Origin of the sequence: Nocardia sp. NBC_00416 (genome assembly GCF_036032445.1) — a bacterium.
In the GTDB taxonomy this organism is placed as follows: Bacteria; Actinomycetota; Actinomycetes; order Mycobacteriales; family Mycobacteriaceae; genus Nocardia.
In genome coordinates, this window is sequence record NZ_CP107932.1 from 5,223,608 (window position 1) to 5,249,310 (window position 25,703).

The window sequence follows — 25,703 nt, forward strand, 5'->3', positions numbered from 1 at the left end:
TGCCTACCCCGAGATCCGGATGCCGGGGTTGACACCCCAGATGGCCAAGGTCATGAACAGGTCCGCGAAAACGACGATGATGATGCACATCTTGATCGCGCGCCCGGCCGCGACACCCACACCCTCGGGGCCACCGGAGGCGAAGAAGCCGTAGTAGCACTGGATGAACGTGGTGATCGCGACGAAGACGATCGCCTTGAGCAGCGAATACAGCACGTCCGTCGGAATCAGGAACTGATAGAAGTAGTGCTGATAGGTCCCGCTGGCGGTGCCGCCGATCAGCTGCACCGTCAGCGCGCAGGAGATATAGGCCATCGCCAGGCCCAGGCAGTACAGGGGCAGGATCGTGATCATCGCGGCGATCATCCGGGTGCTGACCAGATAGGGCAGCGGGCGGATCGCCACCGACTCCAGCGCATCGATCTCCTCGGAGATGCGCATGGCGCCGAGCTGCGCGGTGAAGCGACAGCCCGACTGTGCGGCGAAGGCCAGGGCGGCGAGTAGCGGGCCGAGTTCACGGGTGGTCGCGAAGGCCGAGATGGCACCGGTGATCGGACTCAGGCCGAGCAGGTCGAGCGAGGTGTGGCCCTGGATGGCCACGGTGATACCGCCGAAAGCGCTCAGGATCAGGACTACGCCGATGGTTCCGCCACCGACGATCAGATTGCCGTTTCCCCAGGTGACATCGGAGAGCAGCCGCCAGACTTCCTTCGGGTACTGCTTGAAGGCCAGTGGCATGGAGCCGACCGAACGCAGGAAGAAGAAAACCTGATGGCCGAGCCTGGCGAGCAGATCGACCGGCGCGCCGGCTGCATTGCGTAGCTGCTGAAGCGGTTTGAGCAGCGGAGGCACATACGTTGCGGACACCGGCTCACACCACCTGTGGGGGGAACAAAGTGTTGTATACCTGGGTGAAGATCACATTAGCTCCGAACAACATCACCGCGGACATGACAACGGCGGTATTCACCGAGTTGGCGACACCACCCGGACCACCGCGAGTGTTCAATCCGGTATCACAGGCGATGATTGCCGCGAGCAGACCGAACAACAGCGATTTCAACAGTGCGACAAACAGATCGAGCGTTACCGCAAACGACGCGAAAGTCGAGATATACGAACCCGGTGTGCCGCCCTGGGCGAAAATATTGAAAATGTAGCCGGTCAGAAATCCGACGAAGACCACGAAACCGCAGAGCAGCACGCTGACCAGCATTGCGGCACCGAGTCGGGGCGCCACCAGGCGGCGCAGCGGATCGACGCCCATGACTTTCATGGCGTCGATTTCTTCGCGAATGGTTCGAGACCCGAGATCGGCGCAGATGGCCGAACCGACCGCGCCCGCGATCATCAGCACGGTGACCAGCGGTGCACCCTGTTGAATAATGCCGAGACCGTTGGCCGCACCGATGAAAGAAGTGGCGCCGACCTGCTGGGCGACGGCTCCCACCTGGATGGATACGATAACGCCGATCGGGATGGCCACCAGCAGAGTCGGCGCCGCGGCCACATTCGCCATGAACGCACACTGCCGAATGAACTCGTTCAGCGGGAACCGGCCGCGAAATATGCTGACTACGAGTTCGGTTACCGCTTCGACGGCCATGGTCATCTGGCGGCCGAGTGTCTCCACTGAACGCCTGGGGTGGTCGCGCCAGTAGTCCCGCGTCCACTCGACCGCTCCGCTCAACCTGGAACCTGTTGGTGGACTCTTGGTCGACTGCACTGACTAACCCCTCTCGACGTCGGTTACCTACCCCGACGGCTGGTTTGCTTGAGGCACCTTACTACGTAGTAGTGCGGAACACACCATAGACGCGTGAGCGCGGTCATAGATGTTCACCACTTCGTGGCGTGACCACCTGGTTATCGCAGGTTTCTTGGTGTGTGTCCCAATGAGAGTTCCACGATTCTGGAAGAACATACAGCTGACCCGCACTAAAAGCCCCGTAGATGGCGGGAACCAGGGTGAATCGTGGTTCACTTAAATAACGGAGAGTATTCCTTGAAATTAACCCTTTCGCGGCGGTGTGGAGATTCGACCGTTACTCGACCCGCGCCCCCAAATCCGGCACAATTTATAGCGTTCGGCTATTCTTCCCAGGGTTATCGTGGCCGGAGTTCGCGCGGTGTCCGCCGTCGGCGGGAGTCGCCCGGCCGAGTGCACGACCGAAGAGCCGAACTCCGCAGTGACGCAATGGAACTCGCGAGTAATGGCGACTCGGGGCGCACGTCGGGGCCTTTGCTGCCACGATGAGGTGCCACACATTGATATCGTGCGGCTTCAAGGTCTGGAGGGATATGTTCAGGAAACTCGCCCAGGCGGCCAGTGCCGTCTTCGCCGTCGCGCTCAGCACGGCGCTGATCGGCACAGGGACGGCGGCCGCCGATCCCGGCCGGCCCGTACTCGGTGGGGGGTCAGGACTCATCATCTCCTCTGAGTCCGGTCACATGTCCGAGTACGCGATTCAGTGCACGCTCACCACGATCGGACGTGACGGAGCCGGCAGACTGGTCGGACTCACCGCGGGACACTGCGGAACCCCTGGGCACGAGGTGTATTCGGAACAGGACCCGGGCGCCGGAGTGCTCGGCCGTTTCGTCTACTCCAACCAGGACCTGGACTACGCGGTCCTCGAGTTCGATCCCGGCCGGGTCACCCCGGTCAACCGGGTCGGCAACCTCAGCATCACCGGAGTCGGCGGGCCGGCCCAGTTCCCGGCGATCGTCTGCAAAGAAGGCCGCACCACGGGCAACACCTGCGGTATCGCCTACGGCGATGTCTTCGCGAGCAGTATGGAGACCTGGTCGCAGATGTGTGTGATGGAAGGCGACTCCGGCGCACCGGTAGTCGTCGGGTCGACGCTGGTCGGCATGGTCAACGCCTACCTGGCGATCGCCTGCTTCGGCCCCGAGGTGGGCACCAATATGGCGACCATCATGGGCGATATCAACAGCCGGGGCGGCGTCGGTTCGGGCTATCTGCCCATCTGAGCCGGTATACGAAGAGACGAAACGAGCGGGCCCGAGGGCCCGCTCGTTTCGTATCCGTACAGGTACCGCCGCGCCCCCGGCAGAACCGGAGCAGACCTCAGAGCTCCTCGACGCACACCACGAAGCGGCGCTCCGGGTACACATACCCGCTGCTGCCCGAACCGCAGGCGCTCACATCCTCGGCGTTCTCCTCGATCGCGACGACCTTCACGCCGTCCGCCGCCGAGGTAGCGGTGCAATCGATCCGCTCCGGGCCCGTGGCCCCGCCGCCCACATCCATACACCCGCCGATCACCCAGTCGATATCGAGGCACAGCGCACCCATCTCGATACCGTTGCGGCTCTCGGCGTAGTAGTTGTCGGCGTCGCTCACACACTGGGTGCTCTGCTCGGCCTTGCCGATCACCTTGTAGTTCGACTCGTTGCTACCGCAGGACGCCTCTTCGATGCTCGCGTCGGTGGTGGTGCCGCCGAGCGCCACGCACGCGCCGATCTCGGCGTCGAAGCTGACATCGCCACCCGTTGTGGTCGTGGTAGGCGCGCTGGAGGTGGTGGTCGGCGATTTCTCGCTGGTATCGGGGGAGCCGGTCACATCCACCGCATTCACCGTCCCGGTTTCCATCACCGGCTGCGCCCGGCCTTCGATGGTGGAACTACAGCCGGCGACCACCAGCCCGGCCGCTACCGCGGCCCCGGCAACCGCCATCGTCATTCGAGATGAAGCCCATCCAGACACGCACAGTCCTCCCGCTGCGACGCCGAACTCTCCCCCGCCCCGAATCCGAACCTCACTACAGCTTTGCCAGCAAATATCACGCCATGAATACACCATGGCGGCGCGAGCGTCGACTCGATAGCCCCGGACGCGGGGAGGCCTCCCCGGCGGCTCACCGGATCGCGCCCGACCCACCCGGCAGGTCCGTGACATATGTCATCAATTGGTTTGGACACGTCGGCGGCCGGGCTCTCGGCCAAGTCCGCAGGCGGGGCGGGAAACCCCGGCACACGTGGCGTCCGCCGGGCAATCGGAGCCGACATCACAGGAGGGTGGCGGGGGACGCAAATCATGCATAACGGCTATGTAACGGAAATCGGGGCTGGTCACGACTTAGTAAAGGCAGTACGAAGGAACTCGGAGCGGAGGCGCACCAGTTCGATCGGTACGAGCTTCCGTGATGCGCCACAGCTCGTCGGGACCGCTCCACAACTCCACGACCGGCGGCGCGCACATGCCTTCTCCGGACAGGCTCACCAACCGTCGGCAGCCGTGGAGGCGCTCCACATACTCCGCGAACACTCGCCGGGGTGCTCCGAAGGACGCCGGTGGCCCACAGGCCCCGTGCGCTCCAGAGTCGAATGGACGGACGAACACTCTTATGCATGTCTTCAACAACACCGGGTCGCTGTCGACCAGTCGCCGGACAACGCGGCGGCTCCGGCAGGGTGTCCTGTTGACGGCCGCGATCGCCACCGCCACCACGGTGGCCACCGCGCCCGCCTACGCGCTGCCGGAACTGCCCACGGGGTCGGCGGCCGGCGTCACCGAACCCGGGCCGCCCGCGGCCAACTTCGCGCCGCCGGCGATCAACCCCTCCGAAGGCGAAGAGGTCGGCGTCGCGCAGCCGATCATCATCAACTTCAAGGAGCCGGTCGGGGATCGGGCCGCGGCCGAACGCGCCATCAAGATCACCGCGACGACCGACGTCCCCGGACACTTCTACTGGTGGAGCGATAAGCAGGTGCGCTGGCGGCCCACCGAGTTCTGGCCGGCGCAGAGCGATGTAGTGGTCGAGGCCGGCGGCAGCCGCAGCGCCTTCCACGTCGGCGACGCCCTCATCGCCACCGCGGACGACAACACCAAGATGATCACCGTGACCCGCAACGGCGAGGTCGTGCGCACCATGCCGACCTCGATGGGCAAGGTCGACCACGAGACGCCCAACGGCACCTACATCGTCGGCGAGAAGGAGCGGCAGATGGTCATGGACTCCTCGACCTACGGTGTGCCGATCGACGATCCCGAGGGCTACAAACTCGACGTCGAATACGCGACGCGCATCTCCAACAGCGGCATCTTCGTACACGCCGCACCGTGGTCGGTGGGGTCGCAGGGCTACGCGAACACCAGCCACGGCTGCCTGAACGTCAGCACCGAGGACGCCAAATGGTTCTTCGAAAACGTGAAGAAGGGTGACGCGGTGGTCGTCCAGAACACCCAGGGCGGCACCCTGAACGCCGGCGACGGACTCGGCGACTGGAACGGCGTGTAAGAGCTGTGTTTATTGCCCCGCCTTCGGCGGGGCGGGTCGGGGCCCTTGTCAACCCCGGTTCTTCACTCCGGCGCTCAGTCGCTGCGCTCCTTCGCTCTGTCGCTCCAGAACCGGGGCGGCCCCCGACCTTGGGATGGTGACCGTCCGGAGGGGTGGCAGGTAGCGGAGATGGGCCTCGACCAGCTTGGATAGGCCAGTGGTTCCAGAAACCTCTGGACTGGGTCTGCACACGAACGCGCTGCGGACTCGGGGGCCGGCCCACTTCGGAACCTGTGCGACCGAGAATTGAGAACGGTGGCTGCCCGAAGCTTCGGGCAGCCACCGTTTTCGTCAGCGGGGCGTGATCACCAGATCTTGACCCGCTGTTCCGGAGCCAGATACAGGGCATCCTCGGGTTTCAGCTCGAAAGCCTCGTGGAACGCGTCGATATTGCGCACCACGGCGTTGCAGCGGAACTCCGGCGGCGAGTGCGGGTCCACCGCGAGCCGGCGGACAGCCTCCTCCGGGCGTGACTTCGTCCGCCAGACCTGCGCCCAGCCGAAGAACACCCGCTGCAGCCCGGTCAGACCGTCGATCACCGGCGGTTGCTGACCGTCGAGCGAGATCCGGTAAGCCTGCAGCGCGATCGACAGACCGCCCAGATCGCCGATGTTCTCGCCGATGGTGAACTCGCCGTTCACGGTGTGCTCGTCCGGGAGCTCGGTGGGAGAGAGCACGTCGTACTGGTCGATCAGCGCCCGCGTGCGCTTACCGAACTCGGCGCGATCGGTTTCGGTCCACCAGTCGACCATATTGCCGTCACCGTCGTACTTCGCGCCCTGATCGTCGAAACCGTGCCCGATCTCGTGCCCGATCACCGCGCCGATACCGCCGTAGTTGGCGGCGTCGTCGGCGTTCATATCGAAGAACGGCGGCTGCAGGATGGCGGCCGGGAAGACGATCTCGTTCATTCCCGGGTTGTAGTACGCGTTCACCGTCTGCGGGGTCATGAACCACTCGTCACGATCCACCGGGCCGCCGAGCTTGTCCAGATCGCGATCGTGTTCGACGGCGTACCCGCGGCGGTAGTTTCCGACCAGATCGGCCGGGTCCACCGAGATCGCGGAGTAGTCGCGCCAGCGGTCCGGGTAACCGATCTTGGGGGTGAACTTGTCCAGTTTCGCGAGCGCGGCCTGCCGCGTCGCCGGGCTCATCCACTCCAATTCGGCGATATTGCGCCGGTAGGCTTCGCGCAGATTCGCCACCAGCCGCACCATCGCGGTCTTGGCCTCGGGCGGAAAGTGCTCGGCGACATAGAGTTTGCCCACGGCCTCGCCGAGCAGATCCTGCACCAGCGAGACGCCGCGCTTCCAGCGCTCCCGGTTCTCCTGGGCGCCGGTCAGCGTACGGCCGTAGAAATCGAAGCTCTCCTCGACCACCGCGTCGGTGAGATAGGCGGCGCGGGAGCGCAGTACCCGCCACTGCGCCCACAGACGCCATTCCTCGAGTGGTTCGGTCGCCCACAGCTGAGCGAACGTCCGCAGGTAATCGGGTTGCCGGACCACCAGTTCCGCCAGTACTTCCGGACCGCTCGCCGCGACGCCCTCGGCGAGGCCCTCGGCCCAGGCGGTCCAGTCGAATTCCGGATCGGTCGCCTGCAATTCGGCGAAAGTGGTGAGGTTGTAGCTCAATTCGGCGTCACGACGGCGTACCACGTCCCAGTGGCCCGCCGCGAGTTCGCGTTCGATCTCGAAAACCCGCGAACCCACCGCACCGGCGGGCAGCAGCTCCGCGACCCGGGGGTCCGCGGCGGCCAGCGCGAAAATCCGGTCGATATGGGCGATATATCGCTCGCGCACCTCGGCGTAGTCCTCGGAGCGGTAGTAGGACTCGTCGGGCAGCCCGATACCGGACTGTGTGGCGTGGACGAGGTACCGCTGGGAGTTCTTGTCATCGGTGTCCACATAGACCGCGACCGCACCCGATACGCCGGTGCGCTGCAGCCGGCCCAGCAGTCCAGCGAATTCACCGCGGTCGGCGATCCGGGCGAGCGCCGACAGTTCCTCGACGATCGGCCCCAAACCGGCCGCCTCGACGGAATCGGTGTCCATGAACGAGGCGTAGAGGTCGGCGATCTTGCGGGCATCGCTGCCGGGTTCCCCGGCGGCATTGCGGATGATCTCCTGGGCGTCCAGCTCGGCCTGGTCGTAGAGCTTGCGGAAGGCGCCGTCCACCGCCCGGTCGGGCGGGATCTCGTACCCGGCCAACCATGCGCCGTTGACATGCGTGAACAGGTCGTCCTGCACTCGGACAGCCGGGTCGAGATGGGTCAGATCGATGCCGGAGAGGCTGCTCAGGTCGGAAGTCACACAATCCAGTATGCCGGTGCCCGGCTGTACCGGGCGGGTTGTGCGACCACCACACCGTGTCAGTTCGTCGGCTCCGGAGGAGCGATCGTCACCCCGTACTGGTCCTCGAGCCGCTGGTTGAACTCGTCTTCGCAGCGCGATACGGCGCTCTGGTCGCCCCCGGCGTTGCTGACGCAGTCGACGAAATCCCGGCCGCCCGAATCCTGCCAGATACCCCAGCCGACGATGCCGACCACGATCACTCCGATGATGGCGAGCACGCCCAGGATCAGGCCGATCACCGCCATCACCATGCCGCCGCCGGTACCGCGATTGACCTTCACCATCGCGATCACACCGAGGATCACCGCGAGCAACCCGAACAGCACGCCGCCGACGATGGTCCAGAAGCTCAATACACCGAGAATGCCGAGAACCAGCGCGGCGATCGCCATACCTTTGCGCTTCGGCGATTCCTGCCAGTACTCGGGCTGTCCGCCGGGACCCGGGTACGGTCCCGGCGCGGGATAGCCACCGGGTGGTGGGTAGGACATACGTTCCTCCTCAGCTGAGCTGCTCGCGACCTGTCGGTATCGCTCGAGCGATCTCGGTCCGCACATCATTGTCGATGGTCGATACCATTCGGGTCGACCCCTACCCGGACTTTTCGGACGTTACCCGGCACCCAGCCGCGCGTGCATCTCCCAGATCAGCACTTCCGCCGGAACCAGCGCGGTCAGACGCTGGCCGCCGGAAAAGGTCAGGCGCACCGCGTCACCCGCGTCCAGCCGGCCCGAACCCTCCATCTCGACCGTGCCGCGAGCGACGAAAACATGCACATAGGGCGCCTCGGGCAGCTCCACCGACGGCTGCCCGTCGGGCGCCAGCTCCGCCACGTGCAACGCCGAATGGCTGCTGTTGATGGCGATGGCGGTGCGGTCGCGATACCGCGGCAGACCGGAGGCGACGGTCACCAGCCCGCCCGCGGCCAGTTGATCGTCGATCTCCAGTTGCTGATAGCCCGGCTCGATACCGGGCTCATCGGGCAACACCCACATCTGCACGAAATGAACCGGTTCCTCGTGCTCGGGCCGGTTACCGTCGACACGCCAGGAGTCGTTCTTCTCCGAATGTCGGATACCGGTACCGGCGCTCATCCGCTGCGCGAGGCCGGGGTAGACGACGCCGCTGTGACCGAGCGAATCCTGGTGCACAAGGGAACCCTCCAACACCCAGGTCACGATTTCCATATCGCGATGCGGATGAGTATCGAAGCCCTCACCGGGCAAGACGATATCGTCATTGTTCACCAGCAACAGGCCGTGATGGGTGTTCTCGGGGTCGTAATGCGCGCCGAAGGAGAACGAGTGCTTGGAATCGAGCCAGGATATCCGGGTCTTCATACGATCACCCGCACGATGGACATCGATATGCGGTGTCGGCAGCGTGGACATCGCACGTCTCCTTTCCGGCTCGGGCACAATTACCTTTCCGCATGTAGTACCTAGGCGTCGTCACCCCGCCGCGTCGATTGTCCGCACTGGGCATTTTACGCGAGCGACCTCGGGATGAACGGATGGTGAGCAACGGTGGGCGGTAATAGCGGTGTGGCACGCGTTGATCGAAAATGGATATACCGAACCGGGAGGTGAAGGATGCACCCCGAAACACTCGCGCGGATCGAGCAGCGGCTGCGTGCCGCCGCCCGGCGCGACGGCGTGACCGCCCTGGTCGTCGGCGTCGCGGTATTCCGGAACGGAAAACTGCTGGTCGTGCGCCGAGTGCCGGGCGACTACCTCGGCGGCATGTACGAGCTGCCCGGCGGCGGGGTCGAATCCGGGGAATCACTCGCCGAGAGCGTGATCCGGGAGCTGTTCGAGGAGACCGGACTGGTCGCCCGCCGCGTCACCGATTTCCTGGGCTGGTTCGATTACGCCACCCGCACCAAAGCAAAAGTGCGGAAGTTCAGCTTTCTGGCCGAGGCCGAAGCCGGCGAGATAACGCTGGCGCCGAACGAGCACGACGACTACGCCTGGATAGACGCCGACGCGCTGGAGGACCTCCCGATGGCCCCCGATATGCGCGAGGCCGTCGACCTCCTGATCACCGAGCGGGAGCGCGGACCTGCCCGAATACCTCCCGGCCTGCGGGGCAGGTAGCGTCGCGGCGGTGTCCAGCTCTGCGCCCGAACCCGCCGCCACAGACCGGACACCCGCCGGAGGGCGGCGCTACAGGCTCAACGCGTTGCGTGCCGCGGTGGCGGAGAGTCCCGGCGCCGTCCGCCTGACCCTGGTGCGGTTCACGAGCCAATTCGGTGACGGCATGTTCCAGGCGGCGCTGTCGGGCGCCATCTTGTTCAACCCCGAACGCGAGACCGATCCACTCGCCGTCGCGGCGGGTTTCGCCGTCCTGCTGCTGCCTTATTCGCTGATCGGACCGTATGCGGGGGCCCTGCTGGACCGATGGGATCGGCGGCTGGTGCTGCTGGTCGCAAATATCGTGCGCGGGCTGCTGATCGCCGCCGTCGCACTGGGGTTGCTCGCCGGCGTCGGCGCGAGCCCACTATTGCTGCTCGCCCTCTCGGTGGTGGGGATCAGCCGGTTCACCGCCGCCGGTGTCTCGGCGGCGCTGCCGCGGGTGCTGGCGCAGCGGCGTCTGGTACCGGCCAACTCCGTCCTGGCGACAGTGGGTTCGGCCTGCGCCGCCGCGGGCGCGGCGACCGCGGTGGCGGTGATCGGCATGGTCGGCGCGGGCGACGCCGGATCAGCGCTCGCCGTCGCCCTGAGTGTGACGGGCTCGGTGGCCGGGGTGGTACTCGCGGCGGGGTTCCGGCCCCGGGCTCTGGGCCCGGAATCGGAGCCCGGCGACACGGTGGGCGCGGTGCGGGCCGTACTCACCGGACTGCTGGTCGGGGCGCGCGCGGTGCGGCACTCGGTCGATGTGTCCACGGCGATGATCGGGATCGGCACCCATCGAATCGTCTTCGGCGCCGACACTCTCGTCATGGTGCTCGTGCTCCGGGAATCCCCGTCCCACGGCGCGGCGGTGGACAGCGGCCTGATCGGCTTCGGTGTCGCGATCACCGCCACCGCGGCCGGAATGCTGCTCGCCGCCCTGCTGGCCCCGTTCCTCATCCCACGCCTGGGTCGCCCCCGGACCATCCTGCTCGGACTTTCCTGCGCGATCGCCGTGCAATTGGCGCTGGTGCTGCCGACGGCTCTCGCCCACTCCGCCGATGCCGTCCACCGCGCCCACCAACTGCTGCTCATCGGCGCATTCCTGTTCGGCCTGGCCGGCCAGACGATCAAACTCACCGGCGACGCCGCGATGCAGATCGACGTCGCCGACGACCGGCGCGGACAGGTGTTCGCGCTACAGGACACGGTGTTCAATATCGCGTTCGTGCTGGCCGTCGCGGTGACGGCGCTGGTGGTTCCGGCGGACGGCAGGTCGGCGGCCGTGGCGCTGGCGGGAGCCGGCTGCTACGGGGCGGGGATCATCGCGCTCCTGCTCAACAACCGCCGCTCACGGGCGGCGGCTGTCCGGATCAAGTGACGCCGCGTTCGTCACCGACGCGGCGGCAGCGGAAAGAACCCACTGGTGCGGGCTACGTAGTCGTCGAAGGCAGCACCGCGCCGACGCCGCATACCTTTCTCCAGCAATGCTTTTCCGCTGTATCGCACCAGTAGGGTCGTCATCACGGCGGGGGACAGGACCGCGACCAGTCCGGCCGGGTGACCGAGGCTCAGTAACCACAGACCGGTCCATACACAGGCGTCGCCGAAATAGTTGGGATGCCGCGTCCACGCCCACAGACCACGAGCCATGATGAGCCCCGCGTTGGCCGGGTCCTTTTTGAACCGTGCCAGCTGCGCATCGCCGACGGCCTCGAAAAGGAACCCGACCAGCCACACCGCGATCCCGAATACCCCCAGCACGCCGAGCGGGCGCGGTTCGTACATCGCCAGCTGCACTGGCAAGGAGATGACGAGCAGCAGTACGCCCTGCAACCCGTAGATCTTGCGGACAAGGAACCCGACGAGGGAGCCGGTCCGGTGTCGCATGATCGCGGTGTAGCGAGGGTCCTGACCGTGTCCCCGGTTGCGATTGCCGATATATGCGCCCAACCGCAGGCCCCAGATCGCGGTGAGTGCCAGCATCACAGTTCGGCGCACATCGTCGCCGCCCGCTCCCGTCGACGCCCAATAGCTCACCGCCGCGACCAGAACGAAGCCGGGCCCCCAGAAGATATCGATGATCGAGTGGTTGCGGATGCGGATCGCCACCGCCATGACAACGCCCAGGTAGGCGAGCACGGCGAGCGCGCACAGCACCAGGTTGAGGGCGAGATCGCCCCAGGCGAGATCGTGCACAGGTGCCTCCGTTGTGCTCAGGTCTGATTCGGCGGCCGAACGCAGACCGTTGTGCCACCTCGGCCGTGCCCACCGGACAGCTGATTCGGCCGTCCGATGGGCAGGCCGTCGTCAACGATCGCCGTATGTCTCCCGCAGCTGCCGCTTCAACAACTTGCCGCTGGCGTTCATCGGCAGCGCATCGACCACGATGACCTCCGTCGGGCACTTGTAGTGCGCCATCCGATCACGTGCCCACGCGATCAGCTGGGTACCGTCGATCGCGGCGCCGGCGGCGGCAACGACCACCGCGACCGGCGTCTCGCCCCACTTCGCCGACGGCACACCGACCACCGCGACCTGGGAGACCGAGGGGTGACCGGTGAGCACGCTTTCGACCTCGGCCGGATAAACGTTCTCACCCCCCGATACGATCATGTCCTTGAGCCGATCGTGCAGATAGAGATATCCGTCCGCATCGAGGGAGCCCCCGTCACCGGTGCGCAGCCAGCCACCCTGGACGAACGCCGCCGCGGTGGCTTCCGGATTCCGCCAGTAGCCCCGCATCAGCTGGCCGCCGCCGATGAGCACCTCGCCCCGTTCACCAGGACCCAGATCCTCCAGCGTGCCGGGATCGACCACCCGAACCGCGGCGTTGTGCACGACCCGTCCGACCGACCGGAGTCGATGCACGGTCTCGGCGGTCGGCCGATGATCTTGCGGGCTCAGCATGGTGATACCGCCGGTGGATTCGGTGAGCCCGTAACTCTGCATGAACCGGCAGCCGAAGACCTCTGTCGCCTCTCGCAGCACCGGCTCGGGCATCGGCGACGCGCCGTAGACGATGCACTTCAGTGCACTCCAGTCACTCGCCCGCACATCGGGCAGGGTGAGCAAGAACTGGATCACCGTCGGCACCGCGACGCCGTGCGATACCCGATAATCACGCAGAATCCGGCTCAAATCTGTCGGCGAGGCCGCGTTGAACAGCAACATCGAAGCACCGTTGACAGCGGATACCAGAGCCAGACCCAGGCCTGCCACATGGAAGAACGGCACGGGCGCGAAGGTCACCGATGTCTGGTCCAGGTCCAGCTCGTGCTGCAGGGCCCCCAGCGCCTGGCCGATATTCGCGCCGGTGAGTTCGATGCCCTTCGGATGCCCTGTCGTGCCCGAGGTGTAGAGGATCAGTGCCGTTTCCTCGGCAGCCCGCGCGAAGCCGGGGTCGTCTTCGGATGCCGTCGACACCCACTCGTCGTATGTCACCGCACCGGAGTGTTCGGCAAGGGTGACGACGACCCGGACCCCGGCCGCTTCGGCTGTCTCGACGAGATGCTCACTGCCGATGCCGAGCACGATGACCTGCGGCTCGCAGTCGCGCAGGATGTATTCGACCTCGGCGGGCGCGAGTCGCGCGTTGAGGGCGGTAGGTATCGCGCCGATCTTGCTCGCCCCGTACAACGTGAACAGGAAATACGGGGAATTCTCGCCCAGGTAGGCGACGCGGTCGCCGGGCTGCACACCGATATCGCTCAGGGCATTGGCCAGACGGCTGGCCGCCCGGTCGAGCTCGCCGTAGGTCGTGGTCGCTGTGGTCGTCACCATCGCCGGCGCATGTGGCGTGGCCGCCGCTCGAAAACGCGGCAGGTCTTCCAAACGCTCGACCCGGGTGCCGTCGGCATGGTGTCCGTAGGTGGGTTCGATATCGGCCCAGAGTTGCACCAGATCGTGGTCGCTCATGCTCCGGTCCTCAGCTCGTCGGCGAAAAGCAGTTTGCCGAGTCCCTTTTCGTAGCGCACGGGGTCGCGCGCCAGCCGAGCCCGGGAATCCACCGCCATGAAGTCGGTGTCGAAGGTCCACTCGCCGCGGGTCATCGCCGCCAGCCCCGCCACGGCGATATCGCGCGGATCCTCCTTGCGACCGTTCACGTGCGCCGCCATCCGGGTGTCGACAGAACCGACGATGAGCGAGGTGACCGTGATGCCGTGGGGTCCCAGCTCGGCGCGAGCGATGCCGCCGAGGTTGAGGGCTGCGGCCTTGGACGGGGAATACCCGCCCATGAACGCGGTCGGAGCGATCGCCGCCACCGACAGGACGTTGATGAAGGACCCGCCGCCTTCCTTCGCCAATACCGGGGCGAAGGCGCGGGTCATCCGCAGCACACCGAAGAAATTCACTTCCATCTCGGCACGCGCGGCGTCCGGGTCGGCGGCCTCGATCAGACGCGTGCCGGTGAACAACCCCGCATTGTTGATGACGATGTTCGCGTCCGCGCATATCGAGGCTGCCGTGGTGACGTCCTCGTCGCTGGTCACGTCCAAGCGGACCGGGACCGCCCCGGTCGCCCGCAGCTCGTCGGTGATGTCACCGGGGTCGCGGACCCCGGCGTAGACGGTGGCCGCGCCCTGCGCCGAAGCCTCTTGCACGAACGCAAGACCGATACCCCGATTTGCGCCGGTGACGACGATCCGTGCCCCTTCGACCGGGACGCCTCGTAACTCGCTCACGCCGACGCCTCGACGCCGACGCCGCCCTGGTAGAGCACATCGTCGGGATACTTCTGGCTGCGCCGCATCTGCTCGGGGGCGCCGAGCATGCCGAAGACCCAGGTCTCGGTGGGTTCCATATCGTGGTTCCAGTCCCAGCGCAGCGCCCGGTGACGGATGCCCCAGCGCCCGTCGAGGCATTCGAGATCGTCGACCATCCGGGCCGCGGTCAGGGTGTCGCCGGGGTTGCCGTCGGGGCGGCGTACCCGAGCGAAGGCCAGTACGTAGGACTCGGCACGAGCGCGGTCGCCGTCGACCTCCACCAGGACGTTCGTGAGAGCGTGCGTGGTGAGGGCCTTCGGATGCGTCAGCGTCCGAGCGATCGACTCGATGTACTCGGCGGCGGGGCCCTCGAAGAAACCACCGTGGTCCTCGGTGGCACCCGGGAGATAACAGGATTTCAGCGTCGCCAGATCCGCCCGGTCGATCGCGCGCAGGTAGCGTGCGAGCAGATCCTGCACCTCCTGCTTGGCGATCAATATCGCCAGAGCTGCCGCTGTGGTTTCGGGAAGCGCGTTGATCCGCGCCGAGGTGGGGTCCACGGGTGAGTCCTTCGGGCCAGCGTCATCGACGAGTAACTCTGTTTGCAAAAGCAAGAACTATCACACTGTCAACTGAAGTGCTGGTTGAAAGCATCACCCACCGGTTCAAGCAACGCCTGCCGCACCGGGTATCGCCCGCCTCGGCCCGACCTCGGCAGGTGTGGGCGGGGCCCTCACACAGCTCCGCGCTTCCCGGGATGCAGGCGGCACACGGACGAGCCGAGGGTGACAAGTCTTGGATTCGGTCGGGTCCCGGACCCGTGCCGACTCACCCCGCGACCACCGTGAACCGCACACCACCGATCAGCACCGGCTCGCTCGGGACCGCCGCGCCGGAGACCGCCGACACCTCGACCGCCGAGAGCATTCGCCGCGGTCCGCTCGAGAAACGCACACTGCGCGAGCCCAGGCGCAGCGTCGGCACGCCCGACGACTCGTCGATCCCGGTCCCGAACACCGCGGCCCACCGCAGGGCCTGTGCTGTCGGATCCGGTGTGCTCACCCCGACCGCGCGCACGTCGTCGATGATCGGCGCGACCGGTTCGACACGCGGCACGTCGTCCCAGAACCACACGCTCGGATCCTCGATCTCGTCGAGCTCGATCAGCAGCCCCATATCCCCGGGATGCAGCTGCACGATACGGCGGCCGTAGACGTTCAGGTCGGCCGCGACCCGTACACCTTCGGCGGCCGCCCGGTCCACGTACGGCTGTACCGAGGGCACCTGTATCGATAGCGCGTACCCACCACCACCGCCCTTGCGAAGCCAGGACGCGAGCGCGACATCGTCGCGTAGCGGGGCAACGACTTCCAGGTGCGCTTGGGGGCCGACCCGAATGGTTTCATCCGCCAGGCCCATGGTCTCCAGGATGGGATCAGCGAAACCCGGCGCCAGCCCGAAGCTGCCCGACAGCTGCTCGGCGACACTCTCGACATTCGCGGCGCCGAGCACCACCTGGCGCAGAATCGGGAATTCGTCCTGATCGATCACGAAATGCTCCTGTGCTGATCGGGTCGCGCATCGGCGCGGAAGGGCGTGACCACGGGGCGGGTGACCGGACCGGGCGGTGCGTCACAGACCGCGGGAATCGAGTTGACCACCGCCGCGGCCAGCGCGTACTGCTCGGCCGACATCCGGGACTTGTCCTCGGGATGTTTGTGGAGGTCGACCGAGATCGTCAGCCCGGGCCGGCCGGTCACCGCGACCTGCCACAGAGGCGGATCGACGCGTTCGAGTTCAGCGGTGTCGACATACCAGTGGATCGAGATGGTGAGGGTGCGCTTATCGCCCACCACGCCGTGCCAGCGCCAGTTCGTGTGGCTGACGGTTCCTTTCCGGACGACTCCCGCGCGCAGCTCGATATCGTGGTCGGCGGCGTGGATCCGATGGTCGGTCTCGACGCGGTCGAGGTCGAGGCCGAGCCGGAACGCGATGGCCCCGATCGCCTCTTCGTACATTCCGTTGAGGGCGGCCACCGGCGCCCACCGCGGATCATTCGGGTCGATGGTCGCCGGATCGGCGCCGAAACCCAGTACGCCGAAGAGATATTCCGGCTGCCGAACCCCTCTGCCGTCGACGGACTCGACAATCTCCAAGTGTTCCAGCTCGTTGGTCAACCCCGACGCGACCACAGCGAGCTGCTCCCCGACGAATCCGGGATTCAGCCCGGCCGACATCAGGCTCGTACCGCCCTCGGCACACGCGGACTCCAATGCCGCCAGCCGCTGCCCGGCCCAATATTGCGGCCGGCTGTAGCCATTGATGGAGATGACGTTCTTTCCCGACCGCAGCAGCCTGATGATGTCGGCGTCGTGGGTGCCGTACGGTCCGAGGCGAGCGGAATGGATGACGACATCGGCCTCGAGGGCGAGTATGTCCTCGACCGACTGCGTCGCGAGCACTCCCGTTTCGGGTCGCCGCGCCAGAGCTCCGGCATCCCGTCCTGCTTTGTGGTCGCTGTAGACGTACAGCCCGACCAGCTCGGTACCCGGGTGATCGATGACTGCTCGCAATGAAGCGGTGCCCATGGCTCCAGTGGCCCATTGGACGACGCGATAGCTCGTGATGGCTCTATCCCTTCCCGGGTGGTGGCCGCAGGCGCAATCCGCGTGTCACCTGAGCCGTCCTCATATCTCCCGATCCGCTCGTGCCGGACCACAGCGAACGGTTGTCTCTGGTGTCCCGTCCGGACCACAGCGCACCATCGGTCCCGAGGCTACTACAACAGTCAGAGTTACCGACCTGTCAACGACAGGCAATACCGCGCGGTGGTCCGGACACCGAAGAACGGCGGTTACCTGGACATGACGTCGACATCCTCGCCACGCAGCGTTCCCGCGCACTGATCACAGGTGAGTACACCGCGAAATTCCGCACCGCATTCTCGGTGCGTCCACAGCATCGCCGGACCTTCCTCGGCGTGATACCAGCGCTCGGCCCATTGGAGTACGGTCACGATCACCGGGAAGAACGCGCGGCCTTTGTCGGTCAACCGATACTCGACCCGATCCGGGCGTTCCGGAATCCGAACCGTGCTCAGCACACCGTGTTCACACAGGCATTGCAGGCGTTCGGTCAGCAGGCTGGGCGGAACACAGAGCGCCTCCTGAAAATCCGTGAACCGACCGACCCCTTGAAATGCGGCGCCGACCAGAGCCGAGGACCACCTGTTCCCGCAGACGGCCATGGTCTCGGGCAGGAAACTCGGACGCTCGCCCCGACTGCGCCCCGGCGAGCGACGCCGGGTGGTGGCATCCGGAACCGAACGCGGCCACGATCCGCTCGGACCCCAGCGCGTGCCGACATTGCCGACCGTGACCCGCTTGCCGCAGTGCGAACAGCACAACACCGCGGAGAAATTCCGACCACAGACACGGTGACGTACGGCCGCCGCCATCACCTCGGGTTGTTCGGGGATCCACCGGCGCTCCCAGTCCCAGATAGCGACCAGGACCGCCCACACGGACCGACCGCGAGGCGTCAGTACATACTCTTTGCGGATCGGATTTTCCTGGTAGGCATGGCGGTCCATCATATTCTCGCGAACCAGCGTCTCCAGTCGCGAAGTAAGCACGGCGTAGGAGATCGGCAACTCGGCACGGAACTCGCTGTAGCGCTTGGCCCCCAGCAACGCACATCGCAGAATCAGCAGGGTCCACTCGTCACCCAACAGTCCGAGTGCTCGCGCCAATGCGTTCGCCCCGCCGGGAGGCAGCGGTGTCGACGCCCCCGCATCGTGCACCGGCCCGTCTCCTCCCCGACAGATCGGCCCGCCTGCGGGCCGACAATTTCCACGACGCTACCCCAGCCCGCCCTGCCTCCGCGGCAGAACATTCCGTACCCCCCGGGCCGAGGACATGTAACCGTACCCCGCGTAGCCGACCGCGCCCCTGCCCTGAACGCGTTGCACGACAATAATTTCGGGAAATCCGGGGTGATCGACGCAGATCCGGTCGTTCGGGTACACCCCTCCGGGGGCAATGACTCGGAACGAGACGTCCAACACCGCCGGTCCGCTCCCGCGGAACCGTGCGGGCGCACCATCCGCTCGATTCATCCTCCCCACGATCAGCGAGGCTCGACGCCGGGCGTGCGGACCAACCGGCGCCGCGAAGTCGGGTGTCAGCAGCTCGAGACCGCGGCGTCCGCATGCTTGTCGCGGCCGGACGAGTCACCCGACACGACGCGCACTACCTGTCGAGGGTGCGGGTCGGCGGGTGGTCACTGCGGCCGTCGTTGTCGGTACCGAGCCGGGGGCCGTGCGGGCCGCCGCGGCTGCGTGAACAATGGAGGCAGACCGGAAGGAGGGTCGTCATGGGGCTGGACCTGAACAGTGACCTGGGGGAGGGGTTCGGAGCCTGGAGCATGGGGGAGGACGCCGCCATGCTGGATATTGTGACCAGCGCGAATATCGCGTGCGGGTTCCACGCCGGCGACCCGTCGATCATGCGACGCACCACCGCGGCCGCGGTGGAGAAGGGGGTGCGGATCGGGGCGCATATCGGGTACCGGGATCTGGCCGGATTCGGGCGGCGAGCGCTCGCGGTCGCGCCGGCGGACCTGCGGGATGAAACCCTGTATCAGATCGGCGCCCTGGACGCGTTCGCCCGCGCGGCCGGCGACCGGGTGCGGTACGTGAAACCGCACGGCGCGCTCTATCACGCCGCCGCGGCCGATTCGACCCTCGCCGATGCCGTGGTCAGCGCTGTTCGTGACTACGACCCCGCCCTCGTGCTGCTCGGACCGGCCGGCACGCACTTGGAGAAGGCCGCCGTGGCCGCCGGAACCCAGTTCGCGAGCGAGGGGTTCGCCGACCGCGCCTACACCGCCCAGGGCGGGCTGGTCTCGCGGGATACACCGGGCGCGGTGCTGAACACCGATATGGCACTGGCCCAGGCCGTATCGCTGGCCGAGACCGGCACCGCCCGAGTGGCCGGCGGGGGTGGTTCGATCGCCGTCTCGCCCGACAGCATCTGCGTGCACGGCGATACCCCGGCCGCGGTCGAGATGGCTCAACGAATCCGCGCCACGCTCGAGGACGCGGGGATCGCGGTAGCGTCCTTCACCTAGCGAGCTGGAACGGGGTGAGGTGAATTGTCGCGAGCGCCAGGAGCCCGGGGGCCGGATCCGGCGGTGCGTCCGGCCGGTGATCGCGCATTCCTGCTGACGGCGGCCGACCCGGATCGGGTCGCGCGGCTGGTCGCGGAGTTGGCCGCGCAGCCGGTCGAAGGCGTGGTGGATATCCTGCCCGCCGCGGAGACGGTTCTCGTCACCCTCGATTCGGTGCGATCGGCACACCGGGTCCGCCGGGAACTGGAACGCGTCGTCGGCGCGGTGCGCGCAGCCGGTGCCGGCGATGTTTCCCGTGGAACATCGCCGGACACAACAGAACCCGTACGCATCCCGACCCGCTACGACGGGCCCGACCTCGCCGCCGTCGCCGAAACGCTCGATATGCGACCGGACGAGGTCGTCACAGCGCACACCGCGACGATATGGCGTTGCGCTTTCGTCGGATTCGCACCGGGGTTCGGTTACCTGTCCGCGACCGACTGGCGGCTGACCGTATCCCGACGTCCCACGGCACGCACCCGGATTCCGCCGGGATCGGTAGGCCTGGCAGACGCTTTCTCCGCGGTGTACCCCCGGCAGACCCCGGGCGGCTGGCAACTCATCGGTAGTACGGAGCTGACCATGTGGGATACCGAGCGGGACCCGCCCGCGCTCATCCGAGCCGGCACCCGCGTCCGGTTCGTAGACGTGGACGCCGAACCGTGATCGTGATCGAGCGGGTCGGTCCGGCGGCGACCATTCAGGACCTGGGTCGCCCCGGCTGGTTCGATTCCGGCGTCGGACCGTCCGGAGCCGCGGACCGTGGGGCGCTGCGACTGGCGAATCGCCTGGTGGGAAATCCGGAAGGCCACGCCGGGATCGAAGTCCTGCTCGGCGGGCTGACGCTGCGGGCCGAGGTTCCGGTGCTGGCGGCGGTCACCGGGGCGCCCGCGCCCGCCACGGTGGACGGCACTCCGGTGGGCCATGCGAGTGTGCTGCACCTCGCCCCGGGACAGGTACTGCGCCTGGGCCTCGCACGCACCGGATTGCGCAGCTATATCGGCGTGCGTGGGGGAGTGGACGTCGCGCCGGTACTGGGCTCCCGCAGTCACGACACGCTGTCCGGTATCGGTCCGCCTCCGTTGCGCGGGGGCGAAGTTGTCCCCATCGGTCCACAACCAGCCGAATGGCCGAATATCGACCAGGCGCCACAGCCGGGATCATCGGGAACGCTGGAGATCCGTGCCCTGCCCGGTCCCCGGGACGACTGGTTCACCGATCCGGCCGCCCTGTTCACAGGTCACTGGACAGTCAGCCCCGACACCGACCGGGTCGGCGCGCGCCTGGACCGCGCCGACGGGCCACCGCTGCGGCGGATCTCGACCGCCGAACTTCCCACGGAAGGAATGGCACTCGGATCCGTGCAGGTTCCACCCGGCGGGCAACCGGTGGTGTTCCTCGCCGATCATCCGATCACCGGCGGCTATCCGGTGATCGCGGTAGTCGCCGACGCCGATATCGACCGCATGGCCCAGGCCAGGCCGGGCCAGCGGATACGGTTCCGCGGGGCGGCGCGCGTACCGACGCAGTAACAGGCGAGACCGCTCGGGGAGCAGAGCCGGTACCGCTTCGCCGGCCTTCCTCAGGCGGGCGGCGTCAATCGGGCGTGCACGAGGTAAACGTTGTACGAATCCCACTCGGAGATCGTGAAATACAGGTCCCGCGAGGTGGACCATGGATGAATGAAACCGCCGTAGGCCTTCGGGTAGTCGTCCGTCGACACGAGTGGCACCGGTTCGGTCCAGGTCCCCTGGGGGTCGGTCGCGGTTCGCAGGACTATCGCGGCGCGTGCCGGATCGAGATAGGTCATCTGCCACAGGCCGGAGCCGGGATCGACACGCACCGACAGTTCGCTGGCCATCCCCGCCACCAGCGGGGTCGCCTGGTTCTCCACGGCCGGCGCCCAGTTGCCGCCCACCCAGTACTGGTATGCCGACTTGTTCAGCACGTCGTCCTTGGGGACCCGGGCCAGTCCGATCACACCGATACGGCCGTTGGGCGTACCGAACATGTAGACGTAATCGCCGTGCGGAACCATGGCCGCGACCTGAAAACGGCCCAGCCCGAACAGGTTGTCCCACCTGGCGTGCTGATCCTTCACCCAGGTGCTGCCGTTGTCGTCGGAGTAGGCGATACCCCCGTAGTTCGTCCACCAGAGTCCGGGGATCCGGCTCCACCGGTTCACCGACATGAAGCTGAGGTACTGCCGACCCCCCAACGCGAAACCCGAGGTCGGGATGGTCGTGGTCTCCCAGTTCTTGATCTTCCGACTGCCCAGTAGTTCGGCGGCGTGACAACGACTGTCCTGCACCATGGTGTCGAACCGCAGTCCGTCGGAAAGGTCCGTGTCGGTGCTGTAGGCCAGCACATTGCTGCGCCAGTCCTCGTCGTCGCCACCCGCACCGCCGGGCGACCAGCCCTTACCGAAGGTGTCACCGAAGACCACCGCGACCTCACCCGGCCGCGTCTCCCACATCAATCCCAGATCGGTGCCGTCCACCTGCCAGCGCATATCCGTCCGATTTCGCGAACCGTGCCCGGTGATCTGTTCGACCAGTCGCACCGACTCGACCTGTGGTCCGGCCACCGGCGCGGCCGGCGGACCGGGTTCGGCCGGCGGCTGCAGCTGCGGCGGCGCGGGCTGCGGCGGCACGCCTTCCCCGCCGGGAACGGGATACGGGATGGGTTCGATCTCCGGTTTGATCTGGATCGTCGGAAACCGCGGCGAATCACCGGAACCGGAACCACTCGCCGAACCCGAACTGCCGCCACTCGACGAGCCGCCCGGCGGGGCAGGGGGTGTGGATTCGTCTGTCTTCGGCGCCACCGGTTTCGGCGTGTCACGAATATCGGGACACGGATTGTGGCAGGGGTCGGCAGGCAGCGGATCCGGCGTGATCCGAGTGTTGTCCGGCGGCGGATCGGGCACGGGCACCGGCTGGAGTTGCGGCACCGGAACCGGGATGTCGATCTGCGGGGGCACCTGAAGCGGCGGCGGGGGTGGGACCGACGGATCCGGTTCGCGGGCGAGCGGATCGAAACCGACCTCGCCGCAATCGTTCACCGGCGGCGGCGCCCACGGGTGCGGCGCGGCGCGCGCGGGTATCGGCACCACCACATAGCCGACGAGAACCAGGCCGAGGAAAGCCAGCCCGCAACGACTTCGGTGGCGTCCCCGAATCACCTCGGTCGACGCAGTTCTCAGTCTCTTGTCGAGTCCCATTGCGGGAGTGAACCTACCCGAATCGGGCACCGCCCGCGGGGATTGAACGCCGGCGGCGCCGATCGAGCCGCGCGCCCGGCGGGCCCGCTTCACCCCGGCGGCAACCGTGACCTGCACGACTCCGGATGGTCCGCGGCCCACCCGCCCAGTACTCTCGTGAGTGATCATGGCCGCCTACTTCGATCCCCGATCGGCCAACCCGTTCTCCGCGCTGCGGGCCGTCGACCTCGGCAAACGTCTGTTCGAGCAATCCTGGCTGGAGCAGTGGATCGGCTATACCACCGCCTGGGTGGAACCGATGGCCGATCTGAGCGCGGGAACCGTCACCGCACTGCTGCCGGACACCCTGCTCACCGTGCTCAGCGAGGGAATCCTGAGCCGCTTCGGCGGACAGGAGATCAGCGCGACACTGCTCGGCCATGGGCTGACCGGAACCCTGGACGTTCTCAAGGTGCGCCGCCGCGGCGCGCACTTCCAGACCAAGGCCGTGCTGCGGAAGCTGCGCTGGGACGATCGGCCCATCGACGAGGTCACCGTCATTTCACACGAGGTACGGCTCGTCCCGGGCGTGCCGACCCGGGTCCGCGCCAACCAGGTCGATATCGAGGGCGTGGTCCCGGTGGAAACCGTGCTGGGCTGGCTCGCGACCCGTCAACGGGAATGGAAGCTGTCGATCACCGAGCGCGGACTGGTCCGCGCCGTGCACCGGGGCAAACGGATCACCGCCGAGCTGGACGCCTCGGTCACCGACGATGTGCTGCGCCTGGAAGTACGGCGCGCCACCTGGTCCGGTCTGCCGGTACCGCGGCGGTGGCGGACGATGGCCCCCATCCCGATTGCGGAGTTGCCCAGCGGCGCCCGGGTCCGGCATGCCGTGCGCGACGGCGACATGGTGCGGTTCCGAATCGAACTCGCGCCGGTCAGCGGGTCGTTCGATCTGGCCCAGATCCGGTCGGCGATCGTCGCCGGCACCACCCTGATCGTGTTCTGACCGGGCGGATCACTTCTGGTTCTGCCACCATTGCTCGAGTGCGGCCTCGGCTTCGTCCCGGGTGAGCGGACCACGATCCAGGCGCAGTTCCTTCAGAAAGCGCCAGGCGCGCCCGACATCGGGTCCCGGCGACAAGCCCAGCAACTCCATGATCGCGTTGCCGTCCAGATCGGGCCGCACCCGGGCCAGATCTTCCTGCTCCCGCAACCGCGCGATCCGCACCTCGAGTTCGTCGTAGGTGGCGCGCAGCGCGGCCGCCCGCCGCTTGTTGCGGGTGGTGCAGTCGGCTCGGACCAGTTTGTGCAGGCGGGGTAGCAGATCTCCCGCGTCGGTGACATAGCGCCGCACGGCGGAATCGGTCCACTGGCCTTTGCCGTACCCGTGGAAACGCAGGTGCAGGAACACCAGGCGGGCCACATCCTCGGTGAACTGCTTCGGATACTTCAACGCGCGCATCCGCTTGCGCACCATCTTCGCGCCCACCACCTCGTGGTGGTGGAAGCTCACCCCACCGCCCGGCTCGTTGCGTTTGGTGTCCGGTTTGCCGATATCGTGCAGTAGCGCCGCCCAGCGCAGCACCAGGTCGGGATCGCCCTCTTCCTGGTCGATGGCCTGGTCCAGCACGGTGAGCGAATGCCAGTAGACGTCCTTGTGCTGATGGTGCTCGTCGATCTCCAACTTCATCTCCGGCACCTCGGGTAGCACCCGCTGCGCCAGGCCCGTTTCACACATCATGTTGATGCCGTCGATCGGATGGTCGCCGCCGATCAGCTTGTCCAGTTCCGTCCGGATCCGCTCCGCGGTGATCCGGTCTATCTCGGGAGCCATCGCGGTGATCGCGGCGCGCACCCGCGGATGCGCCTCGAATCCGAGCTGCGAGACGAAACGCGCCGCGCGCAGCATGCGCAGCGGGTCGTCGTGGAACGAGTCCTCCGGAGCGGCGGGCGTGTCCAGCACCCCGGCCAGCAGCGCGGCCATCCCGTCCAGCGGATCCACGAATTCCAGCGCCCCGTCGGCCGCGACCTTGACCGCCATCGCATTCACGGTGAAATCCCGCCGGACGAGATCGCCTTCCAGGGTTTCACCAAAGCTGACCTGCGGATTCCGCGAAACCCGATCGTAGGTGTCACTACGAAACGTCGTGATCTCCAACTGCTGCCCGCTCTTGGCCGCACTCACCGTCCCGAACGCCAGCCCGCCGGTGTCCCACAGCTGATCGACCCACCCGCGCACGATCTCCTGCACCTGCTCGGGCCGGGCATCGGTGGTGAAATCCAGATCGGTGCCGAGACGGCCCAGAACCGCGTCCCGCACACTGCCCCCGACCAGGTACAGCTGGAAACCGCGCGCGGCGAACATTTCCCCGAGCGGGGTCAGGACATCGGCATGCGCACCCAGGGTGATCGCGGCGGACGCGAGCAAACGGGTACGGCGATCCTGCACTGCGTCGTCGGACTCGGTCGAAACCACAGCAGAACCTTACCGAGTACCGGCAAACGCGATTCTCGGGCCGACCGGCGGCGGAGTCCCGCGCCGACGGGCGGCGGGGAAGCGGGTTCACCGCGCGCAGGTACGAACCGCACCGACCGCCTCCACAGTCGCCGCCCTCCGAGTCCCCTCATCCCGCGCCGCCTCCGAGTACCCCGCACCCCTCCAACGCCCCGCAACACATCCCTCCAACGCCCCACACGCGCCCCTTCTACGCGCCACATACATCCCTCCGACGCGCGATATACGCCCGGCGAACGCGCGAATATACGTGCTCCACCTCGCTCGATGTCCGCCCCGTATGGTCGGGGCCCGCCCCGGTTCCGGAGCAACAGAGCGAAGGAGCGCAGCGACTGTG

23 protein-coding genes are annotated in these 25,703 nt (G+C 66.9%); 8 read left to right on the forward strand and 15 right to left on the reverse strand.

The window, feature by feature from the left end:
* Positions 1-3: 3 nt before the first annotated feature.
* Both OG804_RS22460 and OG804_RS22465 read right to left on the reverse strand, forming a co-directional pair.
* Positions 4-867, reverse strand: coding sequence for an ABC transporter permease (locus OG804_RS22460; protein WP_328389583.1), 864 nt, complete (start codon positions 865-867; stop codon positions 4-6).
* A 4-nt stretch (positions 868-871) separates the two neighbouring features.
* A complete protein-coding gene (locus OG804_RS22465; RefSeq protein ID WP_328389585.1) occupies positions 872-1,726 on the reverse strand; it encodes an MlaE family ABC transporter permease in 855 nt (284 codons plus the stop codon).
* A 575-nt stretch (positions 1,727-2,301) separates the two neighbouring features.
* Here OG804_RS22465 and OG804_RS22470 point away from each other — a divergent pair.
* The gene (locus OG804_RS22470; RefSeq protein WP_328389587.1) at positions 2,302-2,994 is read left to right on the forward strand and encodes a serine protease; all 693 of its coding nucleotides are present in this window, start codon (positions 2,302-2,304) and stop codon (positions 2,992-2,994) included.
* 97 nt (positions 2,995-3,091) lie between these two features.
* On the opposite strand, the gene lppU is transcribed toward OG804_RS22470, so the two are convergent.
* The gene (lppU, locus tag OG804_RS22475; protein ID WP_328389589.1) at positions 3,092-3,706 is read right to left on the reverse strand and encodes an LppU family putative lipoprotein; all 615 of its coding nucleotides are present in this window, start codon (positions 3,704-3,706) and stop codon (positions 3,092-3,094) included.
* A 664-nt stretch (positions 3,707-4,370) separates the two neighbouring features.
* Here lppU and OG804_RS22480 point away from each other — a divergent pair.
* Positions 4,371-5,264 carry a L,D-transpeptidase gene (locus OG804_RS22480; protein ID WP_328389591.1) on the forward strand — a complete coding sequence of 298 codons (894 nt, stop codon included), beginning with the start codon at positions 4,371-4,373 and terminating at the stop codon, positions 5,262-5,264.
* A 344-nt stretch (positions 5,265-5,608) separates the two neighbouring features.
* Here the strand turns inward: OG804_RS22480 and OG804_RS22485 are convergent, their stop codons facing one another.
* From OG804_RS22485 to OG804_RS22495, 3 genes are all read right to left on the reverse strand, one after another.
* Positions 5,609-7,612, reverse strand: coding sequence for a M13 family metallopeptidase (locus tag OG804_RS22485; protein WP_328389593.1), 2,004 nt, complete (start codon positions 7,610-7,612; stop codon positions 5,609-5,611).
* Positions 7,613-7,671: 59 nt separating this feature from the next.
* A complete protein-coding gene (locus tag OG804_RS22490; protein WP_328389595.1) occupies positions 7,672-8,145 on the reverse strand; it encodes a DUF4190 domain-containing protein in 474 nt (157 codons plus the stop codon).
* A gap of 120 nt (positions 8,146-8,265) precedes the next feature.
* Positions 8,266-9,045 carry a pirin family protein gene (locus tag OG804_RS22495; protein ID WP_328389597.1) on the reverse strand — a complete coding sequence of 260 codons (780 nt, stop codon included), beginning with the start codon at positions 9,043-9,045 and terminating at the stop codon, positions 8,266-8,268.
* Positions 9,046-9,246: 201 nt separating this feature from the next.
* Here OG804_RS22495 and OG804_RS22500 point away from each other — a divergent pair, with 201 nt between their 5' ends.
* Both OG804_RS22500 and OG804_RS22505 read left to right on the forward strand, forming a co-directional pair.
* Complete coding sequence (locus OG804_RS22500; RefSeq protein WP_328389599.1) at positions 9,247-9,750, forward strand: NUDIX hydrolase; 504 nt, start codon at positions 9,247-9,249, stop codon at positions 9,748-9,750.
* Between the two features lie 10 nt (positions 9,751-9,760).
* Complete coding sequence (locus tag OG804_RS22505; protein WP_442941600.1) at positions 9,761-11,146, forward strand: MFS transporter; 1,386 nt, start codon at positions 9,761-9,763, stop codon at positions 11,144-11,146.
* 11 nt (positions 11,147-11,157) lie between these two features.
* Here the strand turns inward: OG804_RS22505 and OG804_RS22510 are convergent, their stop codons facing one another.
* The 7 genes from OG804_RS22510 to OG804_RS22540 all read right to left on the reverse strand — a co-directional run bounded on the left by OG804_RS22510 (position 11,158) and on the right by OG804_RS22540 (position 18,273).
* Positions 11,158-11,883, reverse strand: a complete 726-nt coding sequence (locus tag OG804_RS22510; protein ID WP_442941900.1) for a DUF1295 domain-containing protein — start codon at positions 11,881-11,883, stop codon at positions 11,158-11,160.
* A gap of 192 nt (positions 11,884-12,075) precedes the next feature.
* On the reverse strand, positions 12,076-13,683 hold the full coding sequence (locus OG804_RS22515; RefSeq protein WP_328389603.1) for a class I adenylate-forming enzyme family protein: 1,608 nt from the start codon (positions 13,681-13,683) through the stop codon (positions 12,076-12,078).
* On the reverse strand, positions 13,680-14,450 hold the full coding sequence (locus OG804_RS22520) for an SDR family oxidoreductase (RefSeq protein ID WP_328389605.1): 771 nt from the start codon (positions 14,448-14,450) through the stop codon (positions 13,680-13,682). The genes OG804_RS22515 and OG804_RS22520 overlap by 4 nt, the downstream gene beginning before the upstream one ends.
* Complete coding sequence (locus OG804_RS22525) at positions 14,447-15,031, reverse strand: nuclear transport factor 2 family protein (RefSeq protein ID WP_328389607.1); 585 nt, start codon at positions 15,029-15,031, stop codon at positions 14,447-14,449. The genes OG804_RS22520 and OG804_RS22525 overlap by 4 nt, the downstream gene beginning before the upstream one ends.
* Before the next feature lie 268 nt (positions 15,032-15,299).
* Positions 15,300-16,022: a hypothetical protein gene (locus OG804_RS22530; RefSeq protein ID WP_328389609.1), complete on the reverse strand. Its 723-nt coding sequence runs from the start codon at positions 16,020-16,022 to the stop codon at positions 15,300-15,302.
* Complete coding sequence (locus OG804_RS22535; RefSeq protein WP_328389611.1) at positions 16,019-17,059, reverse strand: dihydrodipicolinate reductase; 1,041 nt, start codon at positions 17,057-17,059, stop codon at positions 16,019-16,021. Before OG804_RS22535 ends, OG804_RS22530 begins: the two co-directional genes overlap by 4 nt.
* A gap of 266 nt (positions 17,060-17,325) precedes the next feature.
* Positions 17,326-18,273 (reverse strand): winged helix-turn-helix transcriptional regulator, encoded by a 948-nt coding sequence (locus OG804_RS22540; protein ID WP_328389612.1) that lies wholly within the window; start codon positions 18,271-18,273, stop codon positions 17,326-17,328.
* Positions 18,274-18,845: 572 nt separating this feature from the next.
* Between OG804_RS22540 and OG804_RS22545 the strand changes: the two genes are divergently transcribed.
* The 3 genes from OG804_RS22545 to OG804_RS22555 all read left to right on the forward strand — a co-directional run bounded on the left by OG804_RS22545 (position 18,846) and on the right by OG804_RS22555 (position 21,175).
* Entirely contained in the window at positions 18,846-19,601 is a 756-nt protein-coding gene (locus OG804_RS22545) for a LamB/YcsF family protein (RefSeq protein WP_328389614.1), read from the forward strand.
* Positions 19,602-19,664: 63 nt separating this feature from the next.
* On the forward strand, positions 19,665-20,309 hold the full coding sequence (locus tag OG804_RS22550) for a 5-oxoprolinase subunit B family protein (protein ID WP_328389616.1): 645 nt from the start codon (positions 19,665-19,667) through the stop codon (positions 20,307-20,309).
* A complete protein-coding gene (locus tag OG804_RS22555; protein WP_328389618.1) occupies positions 20,306-21,175 on the forward strand; it encodes a biotin-dependent carboxyltransferase family protein in 870 nt (289 codons plus the stop codon). The genes OG804_RS22550 and OG804_RS22555 overlap by 4 nt, the downstream gene beginning before the upstream one ends.
* Positions 21,176-21,225: 50 nt before the next feature.
* On the opposite strand, the gene OG804_RS22560 is transcribed toward OG804_RS22555, so the two are convergent.
* The gene (locus OG804_RS22560; RefSeq protein WP_328389620.1) at positions 21,226-22,866 is read right to left on the reverse strand and encodes a DUF4185 domain-containing protein; all 1,641 of its coding nucleotides are present in this window, start codon (positions 22,864-22,866) and stop codon (positions 21,226-21,228) included.
* Positions 22,867-23,032: 166 nt separating this feature from the next.
* On the opposite strand from OG804_RS22560, the gene OG804_RS22565 reads away from it, so the two are divergent.
* On the forward strand, positions 23,033-23,857 hold the full coding sequence (locus OG804_RS22565; protein ID WP_328389622.1) for a hypothetical protein: 825 nt from the start codon (positions 23,033-23,035) through the stop codon (positions 23,855-23,857).
* 9 nt (positions 23,858-23,866) lie between these two features.
* On the opposite strand, the gene OG804_RS22570 is transcribed toward OG804_RS22565, so the two are convergent.
* Positions 23,867-25,327 carry a CCA tRNA nucleotidyltransferase gene (locus tag OG804_RS22570; RefSeq protein ID WP_328389624.1) on the reverse strand — a complete coding sequence of 487 codons (1,461 nt, stop codon included), beginning with the start codon at positions 25,325-25,327 and terminating at the stop codon, positions 23,867-23,869.
* Between the last annotated feature and the right edge of the window lie 376 nt (positions 25,328-25,703).